Annotated in this window: 21 protein-coding genes; 5 read left to right on the top strand and 16 right to left on the bottom strand. The window is 54.0% G+C overall.

The features are described 5' to 3' along the window. Positions 1-135 precede the first annotated feature (135 nt). The 12 genes from QNH99_RS15710 to QNH99_RS15765 form a co-directional block, all read right to left on the bottom strand. On the bottom strand, positions 136-708 hold the full coding sequence (locus QNH99_RS15710; RefSeq protein WP_410516902.1) for a GNAT family N-acetyltransferase: 573 nt from the start codon (positions 706-708) through the stop codon (positions 136-138). 82 nt (positions 709-790) lie between these two features. Beyond that, positions 791-1,579 (bottom strand): endonuclease VIII, encoded by a 789-nt coding sequence (nei, locus tag QNH99_RS15715; protein ID WP_096012125.1) that lies wholly within the window; start codon positions 1,577-1,579, stop codon positions 791-793. Positions 1,580-1,590: 11 nt separating this feature from the next. Beyond that, positions 1,591-2,238 (bottom strand): pyroglutamyl-peptidase I, encoded by a 648-nt coding sequence (gene pcp / locus QNH99_RS15720; RefSeq protein ID WP_410516903.1) that lies wholly within the window; start codon positions 2,236-2,238, stop codon positions 1,591-1,593. Positions 2,239-2,244: 6 nt separating this feature from the next. Then, on the bottom strand, positions 2,245-3,261 hold the full coding sequence (locus QNH99_RS15725; protein WP_096012123.1) for a DUF979 domain-containing protein: 1,017 nt from the start codon (positions 3,259-3,261) through the stop codon (positions 2,245-2,247). Then, entirely contained in the window at positions 3,261-3,989 is a 729-nt protein-coding gene (locus QNH99_RS15730) for a DUF969 domain-containing protein (protein WP_410516904.1), read from the bottom strand. The genes QNH99_RS15725 and QNH99_RS15730 overlap by 1 nt, the downstream gene beginning before the upstream one ends. 58 nt (positions 3,990-4,047) lie before the next feature. After that, the gene (pxpA, locus tag QNH99_RS15735; RefSeq protein WP_145393806.1) at positions 4,048-4,785 is read right to left on the bottom strand and encodes a 5-oxoprolinase subunit PxpA; all 738 of its coding nucleotides are present in this window, start codon (positions 4,783-4,785) and stop codon (positions 4,048-4,050) included. Continuing rightward, the gene (pxpC, locus tag QNH99_RS15740) at positions 4,775-5,707 is read right to left on the bottom strand and encodes a 5-oxoprolinase subunit PxpC (RefSeq protein WP_256853143.1); all 933 of its coding nucleotides are present in this window, start codon (positions 5,705-5,707) and stop codon (positions 4,775-4,777) included. The genes pxpA and pxpC overlap by 11 nt, the downstream gene beginning before the upstream one ends. Then, positions 5,701-6,357, bottom strand: coding sequence for a 5-oxoprolinase subunit PxpB (pxpB, locus tag QNH99_RS15745; protein WP_241567164.1), 657 nt, complete (start codon positions 6,355-6,357; stop codon positions 5,701-5,703). The genes pxpC and pxpB overlap by 7 nt, the downstream gene beginning before the upstream one ends. Positions 6,358-6,514: 157 nt before the next feature. Next, positions 6,515-7,258 carry a type 2 GTP cyclohydrolase I gene (locus QNH99_RS15750; RefSeq protein ID WP_241567166.1) on the bottom strand — a complete coding sequence of 248 codons (744 nt, stop codon included), beginning with the start codon at positions 7,256-7,258 and terminating at the stop codon, positions 6,515-6,517. A 17-nt stretch (positions 7,259-7,275) separates the two neighbouring features. Then, complete coding sequence (gene phrB, locus QNH99_RS15755; RefSeq protein WP_410516905.1) at positions 7,276-8,703, bottom strand: deoxyribodipyrimidine photo-lyase; 1,428 nt, start codon at positions 8,701-8,703, stop codon at positions 7,276-7,278. A 12-nt stretch (positions 8,704-8,715) separates the two neighbouring features. Further along, positions 8,716-9,675, bottom strand: a complete 960-nt coding sequence (locus tag QNH99_RS15760; protein ID WP_063878776.1) for a YbgA family protein — start codon at positions 9,673-9,675, stop codon at positions 8,716-8,718. A gap of 175 nt (positions 9,676-9,850) precedes the next feature. Beyond that, positions 9,851-10,051 carry a DUF2517 family protein gene (locus tag QNH99_RS15765; RefSeq protein ID WP_063878775.1) on the bottom strand — a complete coding sequence of 67 codons (201 nt, stop codon included), beginning with the start codon at positions 10,049-10,051 and terminating at the stop codon, positions 9,851-9,853. A gap of 256 nt (positions 10,052-10,307) precedes the next feature. On the opposite strand from QNH99_RS15765, the gene kdpE reads away from it, so the two are divergent. Beyond that, the gene (gene kdpE, locus QNH99_RS15770; protein ID WP_063878774.1) at positions 10,308-10,982 is read left to right on the top strand and encodes a two-component system response regulator KdpE; all 675 of its coding nucleotides are present in this window, start codon (positions 10,308-10,310) and stop codon (positions 10,980-10,982) included. 39 nt (positions 10,983-11,021) lie between these two features. Here the strand turns inward: kdpE and pgm are convergent, their stop codons facing one another. Both pgm and seqA read right to left on the bottom strand, forming a co-directional pair. Further along, on the bottom strand, positions 11,022-12,662 hold the full coding sequence (gene pgm / locus QNH99_RS15775) for a phosphoglucomutase (alpha-D-glucose-1,6-bisphosphate-dependent) (RefSeq protein ID WP_063878773.1): 1,641 nt from the start codon (positions 12,660-12,662) through the stop codon (positions 11,022-11,024). Between the two features lie 25 nt (positions 12,663-12,687). Continuing rightward, complete coding sequence (gene seqA, locus QNH99_RS15780; RefSeq protein WP_218995057.1) at positions 12,688-13,239, bottom strand: replication initiation negative regulator SeqA; 552 nt, start codon at positions 13,237-13,239, stop codon at positions 12,688-12,690. A 252-nt stretch (positions 13,240-13,491) separates the two neighbouring features. Here seqA and ybfF point away from each other — a divergent pair, with 252 nt between their 5' ends. From ybfF to fur, 4 genes are all read left to right on the top strand, one after another. Continuing rightward, entirely contained in the window at positions 13,492-14,256 is a 765-nt protein-coding gene (gene ybfF, locus QNH99_RS15785) for an esterase (RefSeq protein ID WP_096012119.1), read from the top strand. A gap of 166 nt (positions 14,257-14,422) precedes the next feature. Then, positions 14,423-14,698, top strand: coding sequence for a LexA regulated protein (gene ybfE / locus QNH99_RS15790; protein WP_063878771.1), 276 nt, complete (start codon positions 14,423-14,425; stop codon positions 14,696-14,698). 131 nt (positions 14,699-14,829) lie between these two features. Then, entirely contained in the window at positions 14,830-15,360 is a 531-nt protein-coding gene (fldA, locus tag QNH99_RS15795; RefSeq protein WP_063878770.1) for a flavodoxin FldA, read from the top strand. Between the two features lie 334 nt (positions 15,361-15,694). Next, positions 15,695-16,138, top strand: a complete 444-nt coding sequence (gene fur / locus QNH99_RS15800; RefSeq protein WP_063878769.1) for a ferric iron uptake transcriptional regulator — start codon at positions 15,695-15,697, stop codon at positions 16,136-16,138. Between the two features lie 60 nt (positions 16,139-16,198). On the opposite strand, the gene QNH99_RS15805 is transcribed toward fur, so the two are convergent. Both QNH99_RS15805 and glnS read right to left on the bottom strand, forming a co-directional pair. Then, positions 16,199-16,594 carry a hypothetical protein gene (locus QNH99_RS15805; RefSeq protein WP_410516906.1) on the bottom strand — a complete coding sequence of 132 codons (396 nt, stop codon included), beginning with the start codon at positions 16,592-16,594 and terminating at the stop codon, positions 16,199-16,201. Positions 16,595-16,826: 232 nt separating this feature from the next. Continuing rightward, on the bottom strand, positions 16,827-18,494 hold the full coding sequence (gene glnS / locus QNH99_RS15810; protein WP_218995053.1) for a glutamine--tRNA ligase: 1,668 nt from the start codon (positions 18,492-18,494) through the stop codon (positions 16,827-16,829). Positions 18,495-18,541: the final 47 nt, after the last annotated feature.

The following is an 18,541-nucleotide window of genomic DNA, read 5'->3' on the forward strand; positions in this document are numbered from 1 at the left end:
CACCGGGCCATCAACGACAAAACGGCTATGCTGACAAGGCATAGCCGTTTTTTTGTGCCCGAAGGATGCAGATTCCGTTGAGGTCGGACAGGTTTAACCTTATCGCTAAAGATGCTGTCGGATCACCGCACAATGTTACTTTTTCGCGGCTGTTTCGCCAGCCTGAGCCGCTCTGAATTTGCGCCACTCATCCCGCGTTATTTCCCAGAGTTCGGAGTCATGTTCGCCTGAAACATAGCGTTGCTTTTCCGTTCTGATACAACGCATACCGCTTTTAACCGAGATAGCGACCGAACGTTGATTTGGCGCGGCTTTGGGTGTTCTCAGTACCGTTTTTTGAAGCACATTGAACCAGAAATCAGTAACGGCATTGCTGGCCTCAGTCATGTAACCCTGCCCCTGCCATTCCGGTACCAGCCAGAAGCCGCGATGGTTGTCCGGCGTGTCCATCAGGGAGATCGCCCCAATCATCACCTGTTCTTCTTCCCGGCGGCGTAACGTCCAGTACCAGCCCTTTCCCGCGGCGACGGCGGGTAATGCCACATTGGCGATATAGTCTCTGGCGGCCCCGTCCGGATAAGGCCAGGGAACCGAATCGATCAGGTAGCGGACGATTTCCCATCGGGGAAACGTCGCTTGCATCGCGTCAGCGTCCCGCAACGTCAGCGGTTTTAATATCAGTCGTTCAGTCACAATTTCAGGCGTCATCGTGATGTCCTGCAACAGAAACCTGTGAATTAACCTGAGCCATCGTTTTGCTGCCACGCTGTCGGTCAGAGCCGTCTGGCGTTTACATCTGACAGCCCGGGCACCAGTAAAACGGTCGGGAGGATAACACTCCCTTTTCAATCGTCTCACCGCAGCGCCGACACCGCTTACCCTGACGGTGGAACACCTCAAAGCGAAAGGCCGCTTCGCTGTGATACTTTTTCATTGTCCCGCGCATACGATAGGCATGACGCGGCACAGAGAGCAACGCATCACTGAAGGCAGCAAGCTGTGACCCGGTCAGTGACTGCGCGTTGTGGTGCGGCAGCAGCTGTGCCAGCCAGAGGATTTCCGCACGCAGATAGTTACCCAATCCAGCCAGAAACGCCTGATCCAGTAATAAGCCGCTGAACTGGCGACGACGAAACCGCGCTGAAAGCAGCCGCTGCGTGACGTTCTCCACCGTCAGCGCATGGCTTAACACATCTGGCCCAATGCGATTGAGAAACGGATGGCTGGCCAGCGTTTCCGCATTCAGCAACGCAATATCTGAGGCGCTGTACAACAATATCGCCTGGTCTGCTGTCGCCAGACGCACGCGTAACTGTCGCCGGGTCTCTGGCTGCACGTCGGGCGGCACAATGCGCCAGACGCCGTAAAGCTGGTTGTGAGAATAGAGCGTCAGACCGTTGCTGAAGTGTGTCAGCAGCGCTTTGCCGCGCGTCTCAATTGACGCCACCTTCTCCCCCACTAATGCTGGCTCGTAGGTTTTTAACGCAGGAAAAGCAAACCAGACGTCGGTTAAAGGCTGACCGACAATGGCAACTTCAAGCTGATCCGCCACGCGGCGGATCTCCGGTCCTTCTGGCATCACTCGTCCTCTTAATGGGTTGCGCCACCCGCTTCCTTGAGATCCTGGGTGGTTTCCAGCGTGGTGTGTACAGCAATTTTCAGCGCCTCGATCACGGTTGCGGCGGCCATGCTGGGTTGGCCTGGATGATGCGCTGCCTGCTCAGGCAGGTAAGGAATATGGATAAATCCCGCCCGTGCCGCACTGCCGTGTTGGTGCAGCCAGTGCAGCAAACCGTACATCACCCGGTTACAGGTGAAGGTGCCGGCGGTTTGCGACACCGAGGCCGGAATTCCGGCTTTGCGCACAGCAGCCACGATGGCTTTGATCGGCAGGCGTGAGAAATAGGCAGCCGGTCCATCCTGCACAATCGGCTCATCCACGGGTTGATGACCCGCGTTATCGGGGATGCGCGCGTCATCAACATTAATGCCAATGCGCTCGACGGTAATATCGCTGCGCCCACCGGCCTGTCCGACGGAAATAATGGCATCCGGCTTAATCTCATCCAGCGCCTGATACAACACGTCCAGCACCTCGCTGAACACGACCGGTAACTGGCGCGTGATAATACGCGCACCGGCAATCTGCTGGCCTTCCAGCGCACTCACCGCCTGCCATGATGGATTAATGGATTCGCCACCAAAGGGTTCAAACGCCGTCATTAATACCGTTTTCATGCTGCCTCACAGAAACATCAGGAAATAGAGTAAAAAAACGTTAACGATTAACAGTAGCACACCGGTCGGGACCTGAGCTTTGATAACCGCATTACGATCTGGCAACTCCAGCAGCGCCGCAGGCACGATATTAAAGTTGGCCGCCATCGGGGTCATTAGCGTACCGCAGTAGCCTGAAAACATACCGATTGCCGCCATCACCGCCGGATTACCACCATGCTGCAGCACCAGAATGGGAATACCGATGCCCGCCGTAATAATCGGGAAGGCAGCAAAGGCGTTCCCCATGATCATTGTCAGCAGCGCCATACCGACCGCGTAAACGGTTACCGCAATGAAGCGGTTGTCCACCGCCAGATACTGTTCGGTAATATGGGAAATGGCACCGCCCACACCTGCAGCAGTAAATAACAGCCCCAGCGTGGCCAGGATTTGCGGTAAAAGAAAGGCCCAGCCCACACAATCCAGCAGGCGTCGGGTTTCCTGCATCGACTGCACCGGCTTTTCATGGGTCAGTTTCATGGCAATCAGCCAACCCAGCAGGCAGCCCACCGTCATGGAAAACAGCGTGACCAGGGTAGAGTGGTTGCCTGGCCCAAATAACCCGCTCTGTAAACCGGGAATATTATTAAAGGCCAGGACACCAATAACCGTTACGACAGGAATCGCTAAGGCGGGCAGAAAGAGTTTATTTTTGAGGCGTTGTGCGCTGGCCTGCTTTTCCTCTTCGCTGCGCTGGTGATAGCGCCCGAGCTTTACGCCCCCACATCCGGCAATCAACCCCATCAGCACGACCGCAACGCCGACGGTAATATGCAGGGTGCGCGTACCGCTCTCTGTTGACCCCATGAGCTGTGACATCCAGCGCGTGGTCCAGTCACCCACCAGAAAAATCAGGCCGTACAGTCCCCAAAACAGTCCGGTAGTAAAACGGCGCGGGTTCGCGCTGTCGCGCCAGGACAACAAGGCCACCACCAGCAAGATAACGCCGGCCAGCCACATCAAATACTGTTGCTGGAACATTAGCGAGCTCCTTTGGCTTTGCTGGTCTGACTGTTAATAGCGCTCAGTTCACGTGCCAGTTGACGATCCAGCCTTAACAGACGCGCGGAGTGAATCAAAAAGGCAGCGACAGCCGTCGGAATGCCCCATAAGGCGATATGCAGCGGCTCGGTCTGAATACCGGCGGATTCCTGCATAAAATTGTGCATGAAGATGATGGCACCGAAAGCGACAAAGATATCCTCGCCAAAGAATAAACCGACGTTATCCGTTGCGGCAGACAAGGCACGCAGGCGCTGGCGTATCTCAGGAGACAGCGCGCCGTACCGGCTTTCGCTGGCACCTTCGGCCATCGGGGCCAGCAATGGCCGCACCATTTGCGGATGCCCACCGAGGCTGGTCAGCCCCAGCGCCGCGGTTATTTCGCGCACAAACAGATAGACGATAAGCAGTCGCCCCGCCGTCGCGGTTTTAATCTGAGCAATCCACGTCTGGGCACGCTGTTTCAAACCATGGCGTTCCAGTAAGCCGATCACCGCCAGCGGCAACAGCAGGATAAGCGGCAGATTGCGGGTATTCAGAAAACCTTCACCCAGTTTTTGCAGAATATCGCCCAGCGGCATCATGGCGGCAAGTCCGGTGACAAAGCCCGCGACGATCACCACCAGCACCGGATTAAAGCGCAAAACGAAGCCGACTACGATGGCAGCAATGCCCAGGAGTGGCCAGAGATTCACTACGCTATCCATATTTTCCCCTCGTAAGATATGAAAAAAAGCCTGAGCTTATCAGCCCGGCTGTGCCGCTTTATTGACTGGTTACAGCAATATTGTTATTGGCGAAGCTGGCACGTAATCGTTGCGCAAACTGCAGTGCATGTTCCCCATCACCGTGCACACAGACGGTTTGAGCATTGACCGCAACCCACTCACCACTCAGGCTTTTTACCCGCCCCTGCTGCACCATCGCCAGGGTCTGGTCGATAGCCTGCGCTTCCTCTTCAATTAGCGCGCCAGGTTGACCCCGAGGCACCAGGGCACCGCTACTGAGATAGCCGCGATCGGCAAACACTTCTTCGCGGGTTTTCAGGCCGTAGTGGGCCGCCGCTCGAATGGATTCGCTGTTCGCCAGCCCCACGACAATCAGTCCGGCATCGATAGCCTTAACGGCGCGGGCAATGGCGTCCGCAAGCACGGCATCGGCGGCAGCCTGGTTGTACAACATACCATGGGGCTTTACATGGACCAGCGATTGCCCTTCGCTCTCCGCCAGGCTTTTCAGCGCGCCCACCTGGTAGATAATTTGGGCGTAAACAGTTTCGGGCGGCAGTTGCATGGCGCTGCGGCCAAAATTCTCACGGTCAGGAAAGCTGGGATGTGCGCCAATCGCCACACCAAATGCGCTGGCCCAGCGCACGGATTGCAGCATCGTCTGTGCATCGCCCGCGTGAAACCCACAGGCGATATTGGCGGAGCTCACCAGTTGCAACAGCGCACGATCGCTGTCGCCGCCCTCGCCCAGATCGGCGTTTAAGTCAATTTTCATTAGCCAGTCCCCATGCTATTTGATCCAGTGCGTGCTGCTGTTGCCGTTTTGCTACCCGCGCCTCCTGTGGCGTACAGGGCACAAAATGGATCGGTTCCCCCAGACGGATCTGCGCCAGATGGTAGAGATCGCTCTCTATAATGCAGGCAATGCGCGGATAGCCGCCGGTCGTTTGTGCATCGGCCAGCAATACGATAGGTTGCCCGCTACCCGGCACCTGAATGACGCCCGGCACCAGGCCATGGGATAACAGCTCGCGTGAGGTTTCACGTTGCAAGGCAGGCCCCTGCAAGCGGTAGCCCATGCGGTTACTTTGTGGATTGAGTGTCCATGCCGCTCGCCACAGCTTTTGCTGGGCCTCTTCACTGAATTCGTGATATTCCGGCCCCGGCAGCGCGCGAATGCGGTTTCCCCACAGCAACTGCTTTACGCCTTTTTTATGGGTGAAAGGCTGCCCCGGCTGGCCTAAAGGAAGACGATCGCCATCCTGCAAGGTGCGCCCCTGAAAACCGCCAAATCCGGCTTTCAAATCCGTGCTGCATGAACCCAGCACGTCCGGCACATCGAACCCGCCCTGTATTGCCAGATAACTGCGCATCCCGTGGACCGGTTTCTTTAGCACCAGCACCTGACCTTTTTTGACCGGCAGCCGCCAACCGGTCCAGACGGGCTTGCCATCCAGTTCGGCCTGACAGCCGGCCCCCGTTAAGGCGAACCAGCCATTACGTCTGAATTCTGCTTTGAACTGACCCAGGACAATTTCCAGCACAGCGCTGCCCGGTGGATTACCGACCAGTAAATTTGCCGTGATCATGGCGGGCTGATCCAGAACGCCACTCACGCCGATACCGTATTGCCGCCAGTCATTGCGGCCGAAATCCTGAATACTGGTTGCCAGCCCCGCCCGAAGAATTGTTAACATATGCCTTCCTTTTGCGGAACAAAACGGACTTTATCACCCGGATGCAGCAACGTGGGTGGCTGCTGCTGTGGCGTGAAGAGCGCCAGCTGGGTTTGACCAATGAGCTGCCAGCCGCCGGGCGAAGCTAACGGATAAACCCCCGTTTGACTCCCGCCAATCCCTACCGAACCGGCAGGGACGACAACGCGGGGTTCCGCACGGCGCGGCATGTGCAGACGAGGATCAAGCCCGGCCAGATAGGGAAATCCTGGCTGGAAACCAATAAAAAAAACGTCGTAATCGCGACTGCTGTGCAACTCCACCACCTGTGTTACTGACATGCCGGCGTTTTCCGCCACCAGCGTCAGGTCTGGCCCCACCTCACCGCCGTAGATAACCGGTATCTGCATTACACGGGACTCGATGACCTGTGCCTCACTTTCCTGCCACCAGTGGTTGAGCTGTTCGATCGCCTGCTGCGCATCAGCGGGCGCATCGTGCAGCAGCAAGGTGAGATTGTTCATTCCGGGAATCACGTCCCGTATCGCATCATGTGACTGCATGCGGTGACTCAGGTGCCATATTCGCTGCTGGCTTTCCAGTGAAACCGGCGGTGCCAGTTCCAGCACCACCGCACGTTCGCCCAACATATAGCATCGTGTTTTTTGCAACACGCACCTCCCGGTAAACTGAATGATTGCGCTCAGGCATCATGCTGGCGTCCAAAAGCAGGCCCTGGTGTTGTGGCCTGAAGAAGGTAGTTATGCGAAAGTGACAGAGATGTGTCAACAGATTTGGGTTCTGTCGCGTTATACAGAACCCACAGGATCAGGCAGGATTAGGGATATCAATAAAGGTCACATCAAGGCCATGTTCTGTCGCCAGCCACTCACCCAGCGCCTGGATGCCGCACCGTTCGGTCGCATGATGACCGGCGGCGAAAAAGTGCAGGCCCTGCTCGCGTGCGCTGTGAATGGTTTGCTCAGACACTTCACCCGTTATGAAAGCATCCACCCCAAAGGCAGCCGCACTGTCGATAAACCCTTGACCGCCACCACTGCACCAGGCCACACGGCGGATTTCAGCAGGCGCATTATCGCCGCAGTGCAACGGCTCACGCCCCAGCACCTCGGTAATGCGCTGGGCCAGTTGCTGACCTGTCACTGGCTGGGTAAATTCGCCCCAGGGCACCAGCGGCATGATCTCACCCATCACCTTGATGCTCAGCAGTTTAGCCAGCTGCGCGTTATTACCCAGTTGAGGGTGCGCATCCAGAGGTAAGTGCCAGCCATAGAGATTAATATCGTTAGTCAACAGGGTACGCAGCCGTTGGCGCTTCATCCCTTTAATGACCGCAGGCTCGTTTTTCCAGAAATAACCGTGATGCACCAGCACCGCATCGGCATGACGGGCCACGGCTTCATCCAGTAACGCCTGGCAGGCGGTGACGCCGGTAATCACCGTTTTTACCTCGGCGCGCCCTTCAACCTGAAGGCCGTTTGGCGCGTAATCGCTGAAGCTGTGGGTGTCCAGCTGCTGGTTGACGATGTTTTCTAACTCATGATGATTCATTTCTGCTCCTTGCCGCCTCAGGCCGCGTTCTTCGCGCGCTCAAAGGCGTCGAGTGTCTTTTTACGTGCGTCTTTATGTTCCACGATTGGCGCTGGATAATCGAGTGTCTTGTTATTTTTCTGCGCCCACTGATGCGGCTGATGAATATCACTATCAGGGACCGCGCTCAGCTCAGGTAGATAGCGGCGGATAAACTCACCCACTTTATCAAAGCGCTCGCCCTGGGTGGTCGGGTTGAAAATGCGGAAATAGGGTGCAGCATCCGTTCCGGTTGAGGACGCCCACTGCCAGCCGCCATTGTTGGCAGCCAAATCACCGTCTATCAGTTGCTGCATAAAGTAACGCTCGCCTTCCCGCCAGTCGATAAGCAGATCTTTAACCAGAAAACTGGCCGTAATCATACGCAGTCGGTTATGCATCCAGCCAAGCATATGCATCTGGCGCATGGCCGCATCCACGATGGGATAGCCGGTTTTACCCGCTTTCCAGGCCTCGAAATGCGCACTGTTGCGTTGCCACTCCACATTGCGCGTCCAGTGGACAAAGGGCTGATGTTTACACAAACGCGGGTGCGCCACGATGAGATGGCGATAGAACTCACGCCATATCAGTTCATTGATCCATACGGTTGCCGGGCTGTTATCCAGTGCTTTCGGCTGTTCATGGAGGATGCGATGCAGGCATTGCCGTGGCGAGAGCACGCCGACAGCGAGATAGCCCGACAGACGACTGGTACTGTCCAGCGCAGGCAGATCGCGCTGCGTTGAATAATCGAGAACCGCTTTTTTGGCGAACTCACGCAATCGCTTAATCGCCGCCTGTTCACCGGGCGGAAACAGCGACGCGTCAATATCGGCGTGGGGATAATCGAAAGGCGGGATACTTTCTTGTCCGCTAAGCGGCGCACCTGCGCGGGCTTTAGGGGCGGGTACGCACTCAGGTAGCCCCTGCTGTAACCGACGGAGAAAGGCGCGGCTGAACGGCGTAAACACTTTGTACATCTCGCCATCACCGGTTTGAATACTCCCCGGCGACAGCAGTACGCTGTCATCAAAGCCCTGACAAACCACGTCCACTTCATGCAGCCGTTTTTCAGCCCTGGCGTCCCGCTCACGTTCGTTAACTTCGTACTGATAGTTATAAAACAGCCGATCAACCTGCTGCTTTTTGCAGAATGCGACCAGGAACCCGATGCTGGCCGCAAAATCATCACACTGATGAAAATGCAGCGGAATGCCCCGCTCCGCCAGGGAAGACTGAAGTATGCACAGATTCTGGTGAATGAAAGCGGCCTGTCGGGGCGCCATCTCATGTTGTTGCCACTGTCCCGGCGTTGCGATAAACAGCGCAATCACGTTGGCATCAGGTTGATTGCAGGCCGCGTGTAGTGCCAGATTATCGTTAATGCGCAGATCGTTTCGCAGCCAGACTAAATGGGTGGTCATAATGCTCCTGAATCATTGTCCATATCGCAGGCGCAGGGCTTCGGGATATGGATCGAAGTAACGCTGCTGCGTCAGCCACGGATGTGGGTATTCCGCCATGTAGTGTTTGAGGATGGTGATGGGCGCTAACAGGGGTTGCGTTCCCTGGCGGTAGCAGTCAATCAGCGACGTCAGCTCTTTACGCTGAGGCGAGCTTAACTGACTACGAAAATATCCCTGAACGTGCATCAAAACATTGGTGTGGTTGGTGCGAGAAGCGGGCTGAGACATCAAATCCATCAGCCGGTTGCGGTACTCAGAGGCAAAAGCCTCCAGTGATTCCCACTGGTTCATTGAGGCGACAAAGGGCCCCAGCTCACGGTATTTTTTTTGCGAATGGGCCAGCAGCAGCAGCTTGTAGCGGCTGTGAAAGGCAATCAGGCTGTGGCGCGTCAGGCCCGCTTTCCACATCTGATAAAACTCATGGAGCGCGCAGATGCGACCAATAAAATTTTCGCGTAGCGCCGGATCGTTCAGGCGTCCATCTTCTTCAAGCGGCAACCAGGGCATTTCACGTTGCAGAAATTCGGTAAAAATGCCGGTCCCCGCTTTGCGATTATTGTTCGTGGCCGGTTCATAAATGCGTACGCGTTCCATCCCGCAGCTGGGTGATTTTGCACACAGAATGTAGCCGCAAAGATGATGGAGAGATTTAACCCGGTTTTCGGACCAGTTGCGCATTTTATCGGTGATATCTTCCCCGCCTTCTTTGCTAAAGCACAGGTGAAGATCGTCATCATCGCCGGTTTTAACGAGGCGAAGCGCTGGACGGGGCGTAGGAAGGCCGATCGCCATTTCAGGGCAGACAGGTTCAAAACGCACGAATGGGGTAAGTTGCTCAGTGGCGAAAGCCAGGCGTTTGTGGCCGCCATCAAATCTGACGCTCTCACCCAGCAAGCAAGCGCTGATTCCAACCGGAATTTTTTCGCTCATACTTGTACAACCTCCGAAAACTTGTAGAGGTTTAAGTGTAGCTTAAAAAATAACGGAAATCAGCCTTCACCATGAAGCAGAGTGCGATAACGCCCAAAAAAAAGCCCGTTCCCTTCGAGTCGAGCAAGGGAACAGGCCTGTCGGTGAGCAGATGGATGCGGTTAGCGCAGCCTGCTTACCAAAAAATACCGGCTGCGGCTTCAGACTGCGCCAGCCAGACCGGTTTTGCGCTGGTTTTACACCACATACGATGCAGATAGCTGTAAAAACGTGCGCGATCCTGGCGAAACAGCATGACCGGCAGTGCCAGCAGGCCCAACAGGATAACCAGCGTACGGCGCAAAATGATTTTATGGCGTGAATAGGTCCGGTACATGGATTCCTCCTGGCGCGAAATCGGGGTTAAATGTGATCTGCGTCTAATATTACGCCTGATTGTGTAATTTTACTACTCATCTGACCACTATATTTGAGCTTTTTTTGTTCTTCTTTCGGCAATTTGAAAATTAGTTACATTTTGGTTAAATAACGGTTGTAGCGATGATCTTTGAGGCAGGTTTATGGCAACACGGACGAACGACTGAAAAGTTGGTACAGTGTGTTTTCCCTTTTCAGGCAATGGCAGGCTTGGTGTGACCACGGTTTTAATCATTGAAGATGAGAAAGAAATTCGCCGCTTCGTGCGCATCGCGCTGGAAAGTGAAGGCCTGAAGGTTTTCGATGCCGAGACGCTGCAGCGCGGGCTGATCGAGGCAGCGACGCGAAAACCCGATCTGGTCATTCTCGATCTCGGGCTGCCTGACGGCGACGGCAAAACCTTTATTGGCGAGCTACGCCAGTGGAGCGCGCTGCCCGTGATTGTTCTGTCGGCCCGAATCGACGAGCAGGATAAGATCGATGCGCTGGACGCAGGCGCTGATGATTACCTGACCAAACCCTTTGGCATTGGTGAACTGCTGGCACGGGTGCGCGTTGCGTTGCGTCGCCACGCCGGACAACATGCCGATCCTAAAGTCAGCTTCGCCGATGTCACCGTGGATATTGCGGCGCGCAGAGTGCTGCGCGGCGGAGAGGAAGTTCATCTCACCCCTATAGAGTTTCGCTTGCTGACGACCCTGCTGAACAACGCGGGTAAAGTGTTGACCCAGCGTCAGCTGTTAAGCCAGGTCTGGGGGCCGAACGCCGTCGAGCACAGCCACTACCTGCGCATCTATATGGGACACCTGCGACAGAAACTGGAGGCGAATCCTACTCAGCCAGTACATCTGTTAACGGAAACCGGCATCGGCTACCGCTTTATGCCATAAAAAAAGCGCCAGCGGCGCTTTTTTCATTTAACTGGCTTATCAGGCGTTTTTCAGCACTTCGCTGACAATCTCTACCGCTTCTTTTTCGATCTGTGCACGGTGCTCTGCGCCCAGGAAACTTTCACAATAGATTTTGTACGCATCTTCGGTGCCCGATGGACGGGCAGCAAACCAGCCGTTTTCTGTCATGACTTTCAATCCGCCGATAGACGCGCCATTACCTGGCGCCGCCGTCAGGCGCGCGGTAATCGGATCGCCCGCTAACGTATCCGCACTGACCATTTCAGGTGACAGCTTAGACAGCGCCGCTTTCTGCGCCGAACTGGCGGATGCCTGCAGACGGTTATAGCTTGGTGCACCAAAGCGTGCGGCCAGTTCGTCATAGTGCTGCTGCGGGTTCTTGCCGGTAACGGCCGTAATTTCTGCTGCCAGCAGGCACATGATGATGCCGTCTTTGTCAGTTGACCATGGCGTACCGTCAAAGCGCAGGAAGGATGCGCCCGCGCTCTCTTCGCCACCAAAGCCAAAACTGCCGTCAAACAGGCCATCGACAAACCACTTAAAGCCAACCGGCACTTCCACCAGCTTGCGGCCGATGTCGTTAACCACGCGGTCAATCATGGCACTGGATACCAGGGTTTTACCCACGGCAACGTCTTTGCCCCACTGTGGACGATGCTGGAACAGATAGTTGATCGCCACCGCCAGATAATGGTTCGGATTCATCAGCCCGGCAGGCGTGACGATACCGTGGCGGTCGTAATCCGGATCGTTACCAAAGGCCAGATCGAACTTGTCTTTGTACGCCAGCAGGCCCGCCATGGCACATTCGGACGAGCAGTCCATGCGCACCACGCCATCTTTGTCCAGATGCATGAAGCGGAAAGTCTGGTCAACCGCGTCATTCACCAACGTCAGGTCAAGTTTGTAGTGCTCCGCAATACGCTGCCAGTAGGCAATACCGGAACCACCAAGCGGATCGACGCCAATTTTCAGGCCGGCTTTTTGAATCGCCGGAAAATCAATGATCTGTGAAAGCCCTTCAACGTAAGGCTGGATCAAATCTTTCTCGACCACGCGACCGCTGGCCCAGGCCTGGTCCAGTGGCAGGCGTTTGACGTCTTTTAAGCCGTCTTTCAACAGCTGATTGGCGCGGTCTTCGACCACTTTGGTGACGTTGGTATCGGCAGGTCCACCGTTCGGCGGATTGTATTTAATCCCACCATCTTCGGGGGGATTGTGCGACGGCGTAATCACAATACCATCCGCGAGCTGACCACCCGATTTGTTGTGCTCAAGGATGGCGTTTGAAATCGCCGGCGTTGGCGTGTAGCCATTGTCCTGCTGAACAATCACGTCCACACCGTTTGCGGCCAGCACTTCCAGCACGGACAGCAGCGCAGGTTCAGAAAGCGCATGCGTGTCTTTGCCTACATAGCACGGACCGGTAATCCCGTTCTTGCTACGCTCTTCCGCAATCGCCTGGGCAATCGCCAGAATGTGCTTTTCGTTAAAGCTGTGGCGTCCTGCGCTACCGCGATGGCCTGATGTGCCAAATTTCACCGCATGTTCTGGGTTCGCCACATCGGGCTGCAGGACATAATATTGTGAAGTTAATTGTGCAACGTTAATCAAATCGCTCTGCTGGGCAGGCTGCCCGGCACGGGGGTGATTGGCCATTGGCGCTTCTCCCTGACGCTTCAGTTTAAATGGTGCCGCAAACTTTCTCTGTCAGTTCCGAAGGGAACTGCATCGACAGCATGATGTGTTCGACCATGCTGCGTTTACGACCGGTATTGGTATTGGTGATGACCCAGTACGGCGTGCCGGGCACGTGCTTCGGCTTAGTATGGGTACCGCCTTGTAGCAGCGTGTGTTCATCGCCCGCGAAATAGATGCGCGTGCGGCCCTGCAGCGACGTTGTCGCCTCGGCAAACGCCGCCGTATCCAGACGATAGAGCGTTGACAAGATTAGCATAAAGCGATTAACCGCCCGCTTCTGCTCAGCATATTCATCAGAAAGCAGTAATTCACGCACCGCACGCACACGATCCTGGGGACGCGATTCATTACCCGCCGACTGTGCCGCTTTTGAGGGTGCCGATGCGCCAACAGGCTGCGCGTCAGTCACAGTCGCTGACTGACCGGCCGTGAACTTCAGCATACGGCGCAGAATATCGGATGCACTTTCGCCAATATGTTGCGTGTGGCTGGCAATATAACGGTAGAGCTCTTCGTCAACTTCGATCGTTTTCATCTTATTCCGTACGGTTTTTTTGCTCACGACAGAACCAGCGATTTTCTGAAAATCCCGACGTGCTCGCAGGCATTTCAGAAAGGGGGCAGGTTCTAACATGAAGATTATAAAGTTAAATTCAGACAGGCTGATAGCATTCAAACGGTTTATGGGCAAAAGTCAGAATATGTCCTAATGCCGCTGGAAGCAGCGCGCCTGAAAAGGTGAAACCATGATAACCTAAGCTCAGGTCTCACACTTAAGAACTTTGCTATGATTTTGAATGCCCGTCTGCAAACTGAACAATCTCCTGCTGATTCCACGCCTGTCCTGCTTATTCACGGTCTGTTTGGCAGTCTCGATAACCTTGGCATACTGGCCCGTGGGCTTAAAGACGATCGCCCCTTGATTCAGGTTGATGTGCGTAATCATGGGTTATCGCCGCGCGCTGACGAGATGAACTACACTGTCATGGCGCAGGATATGCTGGACACACTGGATGCGCAGGGGATCGCTCAGGTATCAGTCATCGGTCACTCCATGGGCGGTAAAATTGCCATGACGATGAGCGCACTGGCACCGGAGCGCATAGAACAGATGGTGATGATCGATATCGCCCCGGTTGACTACCAGACACGTCGGCACGATGAGATCTTTGCCGCTATCCGTGCGGTCACGGCGGCGGGCGTCACCCTGCGCAGTGAAGCCGCAGAGGTCATGCGTACGCACATCCATGAAGACGGCGTGATTCAGTTCATCCTGAAATCCTTCAGCAACGGCGAATGGCGTTTTAATGTGCCAGTATTGTGGGACAACTATGCGTTGATCGCCGGCTGGCAAGACGTGCCGGCCTGGCCCCATCCTGCGCTGTTTATTCGCGGTGGCGATTCGCCCTATCTGGATAACCAGTACCGTGATGCGATACTCCGGCAGTTTCCCTCCGCCCATGCGCATGTTATCGGCGGTGCCGGGCACTGGGTGCACGCTGAAAAACCGGATGCGGTTTTACGCAGTATTCGACGCTTTTTTGCACTTTAAAACGGCTTAACTGGCTGTAAAAGTTTAAGATTGGCGTCCGTGGTTAGCCTGGAGTATGATGGCGCGCTAAATTTTTGCCGTGGGGCAACTTACCCGCGGGAAGAGTCAATAATTTAATCTGCGCAGCGGAAACGCCTCGTTCGCGCCCATTCAGTTGTATTAAGTCATGGCAAAAGAACACACTGACCGCACCACGCTCGATCTGTTCGCTAACGAGCGTCGCCCTGGTCGCCCCAAAACCAGTCCGCTCACGCGCGATGAACAACTGCGTATCAACAAACGCAATCAACTGAAACGTGACAAAGGGCGCGGGCTTCGCCGTGTCGAACTCAAAATGAACAGCGACGCGGTGGAAGCGCTGAACATGCTGGCTGAACAGCGTAATCTCAGCCGCAGCGAATTAATTGAACAAATGCTGTTGGCACAGCTCAAACTGGACTAATGCGCGTAAACCGCACACAGAAACAAATGTCGCGGCTTTACACGTTCCGCCCGTTTGCCCGGTCTGCTATTATTTGCTGAATAGGCTTCGGCATTCATTCTATCATCAGGATTTAAGAGGTTATTTTACCCATGGCAATCGTAGGCATCTTCTTTGGCAGCGATACCGGTAACACCGAAAACATTGCAAAAATGATCCAGAAACAACTGGGTAAAGACGTTGCAGAAGTTCACGACATCGCGAAAAGCACTAAAGAAGACTTAGAAGCCTTTGACATCCTGCTGCTGGGCATTCCCACCTGGTACTATGGCGAAGCACAGTGCGACTGGGATGACTTCTTCCCTACTCTGGAAGAGATCGACTTCAACGGTAAGCTGGTTGCGCTGTTTGGCTGTGGCGATCAGGAAGACTACGCAGAATACTTCTGTGACGCCATGGGCACCATTCGTGACATTATCGAACCTAACGGTGCCATCATCGTGGGTCACTGGCCGACCGAGGGCTACCATTTCGAAGCCTCAAAAGGTCTGGCAGACGATAACCATTTCCTTGGCCTGGCCATTGACGAAGATCGTCAGCCAGAGCTGACCAACGAACGCGTTGAGAAATGGGTGAAGCAGATTTTTGATGAGCTGCAGCTGAAAGAAATTATTGAAGCCTGATCGCGCTGAGCTCAGTGTGGACGCAGGTTCACACTGGGCGAATGTCTTTTCCTATAAAAATAATAGCTACATTTTTGTAACTTTCCCCATTTAATCTGTAGAATACCCGCATCGATCATCTGCTTATTTCCCTGGAACTGAGATGACAAAACGCGAAATGCCAGCATCCGCTCTCCATGCCATGTGCAGCGAACATCGCCGCTGGCGCACCGCAGGAGCATCGGTTTTCATTTCAGCGCATCAGTTCTATAATGAGACGCAAATGAGAATGGCGGTCGATCGACATACAGGCTACGTGCCACAAGAGTGACTAAAGTAACAGGACAATATCCGCATGACTGACAACAATACCGCATTAAAGAAGGCTGGCCTGAAAGTCACATTGCCCAGACTTAAAATTCTGGAAGTGCTTCAGGAACCTGCATGCCATCACGTCAGCGCGGAAGATCTGTATAAACGCCTGCTCGACATGGGCGAAGAGATCGGACTGGCCACGGTTTACCGTGTCCTTAACCAGTTCGATGATGCAGGCATCGTAACCCGCCATAACTTTGAAGGCGGTAAATCGGTGTTTGAGCTGACACAGCAGCACCATCACGATCACTTGATCTGCCTGGATTGCGGTAAAGTGATTGAGTTTAGTGATGAATCCATTGAGACGCGTCAGCGTGAGATCGCGACGCGTCACGGTATTAAGCTCACCAACCACAGCCTGTACCTGTACGGTCACTGTGCACTGGGCGACTGCCGTGAAGACGAAACACTGCACGACAAATAACCTCTTTCCGTTTTGAAGTAAAAAAGCCGATGCTTGCATCGGCTTTTTTATGCCTGAATGTCAGGCCACCAGCGTTTCCTGCAGATAGCGCCAGCGAGGAACAGAGGTGGTGCAATCCAGAATCGCCAGCGAGATACGGCTTTTGTTTTCTCCGTTCATCATTTGCAATTCACGGTACTGAATCGTCACTTCGTTGGCATGCTCAGAAAGAATCACGTGTTCGCTGGTCGCAATGCGCATCCCCTCCCTTGCCCCCTGCAATCGACGAAACAGATCTTCAACTTCATTCAGATTAAGCTGCTTTCCCTGCGGCGTGACCATGCGAAAGTCAGGATGAAAGTGAGAGAGCAGCAGGTGAAAGCTGTCGCCACTGGCATAACGATGATTAAAAATATGTTCAATGAGCTGATGCAACACGATAACGCTGTGTTTAGCTTCCTGTGCGAAAACCGTCATTTTTTCCTTTTAAACCCGCAAACTGAGACTTCAGAGGGTTAGCGTACCTGAAAAAAAAGAATTAACATCTGGAAATTTATTAAAAAAATTAAACTGAGAGCGGTTCCACAAAAATAAAATTAATGACTGTTGATGTGCTCAGAAGAAATGTCGGCGTTAAAAAAAATATCCATAACAAAAAAGGGCGATAAGTCGCCCTTTTGATTATCCCGTAATGAAAATGACGCGTCGGTTATTCGCCGATTTTCGTCCAGGTATCGCGTAAACCGACGGTACGGTTAAACACTAACTGCGCCGGCGTGGAATACAGGCTGTCGGCACAGAAATAGCCTTCACGCTCGAACTGGTAAGGTGCACTGGCTGCCGCGTCACGCAGGCCGGGCTCAACAAAACCTTGTTTGATTTCCAGCGAATCCGGATTGATTGTGGTCAGAAAATCGTCTGCCGCACCGGGATTGGGCACGCTAAACAGGCGATCGTAGAGACGAAACTCTGCAGGCAGCGCATGTTCAGCAGAAACCCAATGGATAACGCCTTTAACTTTACGGCCGTCAGCCGGATCTTTACTCAGCGTATCCACATCACAGGTGCAATAGATGCAGGTAATATTGCCCTCTTCATCTTTTGCAACGCGCTCAGCACGGATCACGTAGGCATTACGCAGGCGAACCTCTTTACCCAGAACCAGGCGTTTATATTGCTTGTTCGCCTCTTCACGGAAATCGGCCCGATCGATCCAAATCTCACGGCTGAATGGCACGTCACGTGTACCCATTTCAGGTTTGTTCGGATGGTTAGGCATGCTGAGCACTTCGTTATGACCCGCAGGCAGGTTTTCCAGCACCAGCTTCACCGGCTCCAACACCGCCATCGCACGTGGTGCATTTTCATTGAGATCGTCGCGGATACAGGATTCCAGCGAGGCCATTTCAACAATGTTGTCCTGCTTGGTGATGCCAATACGGCGACAAAATTCACGAATCGAAGCCGCGGTATAACCACGGCGACGCAGGCCGGATACCGTTAACATACGCGGATCGTCCCAGCCTTCCACATGCTTTTCACTGACCAGTTGCGTGAGTTTGCGTTTTGACATCACGGCATATTCCAGATTCAGACGCGAAAATTCGTACTGACGCGGATGAACCGGAATCGTGATGTTATCGAGCACCCAGTCATACAGGCGGCGGTTATCCTGGAATTCCAGCGTACATAGCGAATGCGTAATGCCTTCCAGCGCATCGGAAATACAGTGGGTAAAGTCGTACATCGGGTAGATGCACCACTTGTTGCCGGTTTGATGATGTTCGGCAAACTTAATACGGTACAGCACCGGATCGCGCATGACGATAAAACTTGAGGCCATGTCGATCTTTGCACGCAGACAGGCTTTGCCTTCTGCAAATTCACCGTTGCGCATCTTTTCAAACAGGGCGAGGTTTTCTTCCACGCTGCGATCGCGGTAAGGGCTGTTTTTGCCCGGTGCGGTTAAGGTGCCACGGTATTCACGGATTTCTTCCGGGGTCAGTTCATCTACGTAGGCCAGGCCTTTGCCAATCAGTTCCACCGCATAGTGGTAAAGCTGATCAAAATAGTCAGATGAATAACGAACGTCGCCGCTCCATGTAAAACCCAACCACTGCACGTCGCGCTTGATGGATTCAACAAATTCCATATCCTCTTTAACCGGATTGGTATCGTCAAAACGCAGATTGCACTCACCTTGATAATCTTGAGCAATTCCAAAATTCAGGCAGATTGATTTAGCATGACCGATGTGCAGATAACCATTTGGCTCTGGCGGGAAACGGGTGTGCACAGTGCTGTGCTTCCCGCTTGCCAGATCCTCGTCAATAATCTGACGAATAAAGTTAGTTGGGCGGGCTTCAGCCTCACTCATCTCAAAATCCTCAACGCGTAGAATGGGTGGTTTATACCACGTAATAT

Origin of the sequence: Pantoea allii (assembly GCF_046529425.1) — a bacterium.
Lineage (GTDB): Bacteria > Pseudomonadota > Gammaproteobacteria > Enterobacterales > Enterobacteriaceae > Pantoea > Pantoea allii.

Bases quoted from the DNA above. Each gene is read 5' to 3' on its own strand.
- QNH99_RS15710 (WP_410516902.1), bottom strand. From the start codon at position 708: ATGACGCCTGAAATTGTGACTGAACGACTGATATTAAAACCGCTGACG.
- nei (WP_096012125.1), bottom strand. From the start codon at position 1,579: ATGCCAGAAGGACCGGAGATCCGCCGCGTGGCGGATCAGCTTGAAGTT.
- pcp (WP_410516903.1), bottom strand. From the start codon at position 2,238: ATGAAAACGGTATTAATGACGGCGTTTGAACCCTTTGGTGGCGAATCC.
- QNH99_RS15725 (WP_096012123.1), bottom strand. From the start codon at position 3,261: ATGTTCCAGCAACAGTATTTGATGTGGCTGGCCGGCGTTATCTTGCTG.
- QNH99_RS15730 (WP_410516904.1), bottom strand. From the start codon at position 3,989: ATGGATAGCGTAGTGAATCTCTGGCCACTCCTGGGCATTGCTGCCATC.
- pxpA (WP_145393806.1), bottom strand. From the start codon at position 4,785: ATGAAAATTGACTTAAACGCCGATCTGGGCGAGGGCGGCGACAGCGAT.
- pxpC (WP_256853143.1), bottom strand. From the start codon at position 5,707: ATGTTAACAATTCTTCGGGCGGGGCTGGCAACCAGTATTCAGGATTTC.
- QNH99_RS15750 (WP_241567166.1), bottom strand. From the start codon at position 7,258: ATGAATCATCATGAGTTAGAAAACATCGTCAACCAGCAGCTGGACACC.
- phrB (WP_410516905.1), bottom strand. From the start codon at position 8,703: ATGACCACCCATTTAGTCTGGCTGCGAAACGATCTGCGCATTAACGAT.
- QNH99_RS15760 (WP_063878776.1), bottom strand. From the start codon at position 9,675: ATGAGCGAAAAAATTCCGGTTGGAATCAGCGCTTGCTTGCTGGGTGAG.
- QNH99_RS15765 (WP_063878775.1), bottom strand. From the start codon at position 10,051: ATGTACCGGACCTATTCACGCCATAAAATCATTTTGCGCCGTACGCTG.
- pgm (WP_063878773.1), bottom strand. From the start codon at position 12,662: ATGGCCAATCACCCCCGTGCCGGGCAGCCTGCCCAGCAGAGCGATTTG.
- seqA (WP_218995057.1), bottom strand. From the start codon at position 13,239: ATGAAAACGATCGAAGTTGACGAAGAGCTCTACCGTTATATTGCCAGC.
- ybfF (WP_096012119.1), top strand. From the start codon at position 13,492: ATGATTTTGAATGCCCGTCTGCAAACTGAACAATCTCCTGCTGATTCC.
- ybfE (WP_063878771.1), top strand. From the start codon at position 14,423: ATGGCAAAAGAACACACTGACCGCACCACGCTCGATCTGTTCGCTAAC.
- fldA (WP_063878770.1), top strand. From the start codon at position 14,830: ATGGCAATCGTAGGCATCTTCTTTGGCAGCGATACCGGTAACACCGAA.
- fur (WP_063878769.1), top strand. From the start codon at position 15,695: ATGACTGACAACAATACCGCATTAAAGAAGGCTGGCCTGAAAGTCACA.
- QNH99_RS15805 (WP_410516906.1), bottom strand. From the start codon at position 16,594: ATGACGGTTTTCGCACAGGAAGCTAAACACAGCGTTATCGTGTTGCAT.
- glnS (WP_218995053.1), bottom strand. From the start codon at position 18,494: ATGAGTGAGGCTGAAGCCCGCCCAACTAACTTTATTCGTCAGATTATT.